We start from the raw sequence: 460 nt of genomic DNA, 5'->3' as shown, positions 1-460 counted from the left end.
AGCCGTGCGCGGCCAATGTATCCATGGCCTCGGCTTCCGCTCGGGCGAACGTCAGCGCGAGCGTGTCGGGGCTCCCCGCCCCGCTGGCGAAGGCTTGGTAGGCCGCGAACGCTTCGCGCGGCGACACACCACTGCGTTCAAGCACCCGCTGCGCGGCTTCCAGCGCCGCACGAATCGCCGTCTCCCCGGGCGGGGCATCGCGAAACGCTAGCTGTAGACAGGACGTCGTCGGATTCATCCGCGTTTCGATGTTCGATTCACTGAAACAGCACACCTGACCCAGTCTAGGAAAGCGCCTATCGAGTGCCAAGCGTGACGCTCATCCCTGAGCGCGCGTTTCCGTTTGCCGTCTGACCCGCAAGGACTGACTTGGGGATGCCCCCGGGTGCACATGCTCTGAATCACGTTGCATAATCGAATCAATTGACCAAGCAACGACTTTGTTGGCGCCACCACAACG

General features: G+C 62.8%; 1 protein-coding gene. It reads right to left on the bottom strand.

The window, feature by feature from the left end:
- The coding region (locus tag D7Y13_RS42575) for a hypothetical protein (RefSeq protein ID WP_120631102.1) at window positions 1-238 on the bottom strand (238 nt) is incomplete at its 3' end.
- Between the last annotated feature and the right edge of the window lie 222 nt (window positions 239-460).

The sequence above is a fragment of the Corallococcus praedator genome (genome assembly GCF_003612125.1).
Classification (GTDB): Bacteria; Myxococcota; Myxococcia; order Myxococcales; family Myxococcaceae; genus Corallococcus; species Corallococcus praedator.
This window is presented reverse-complemented; position numbering and strand designations above follow the sequence as displayed.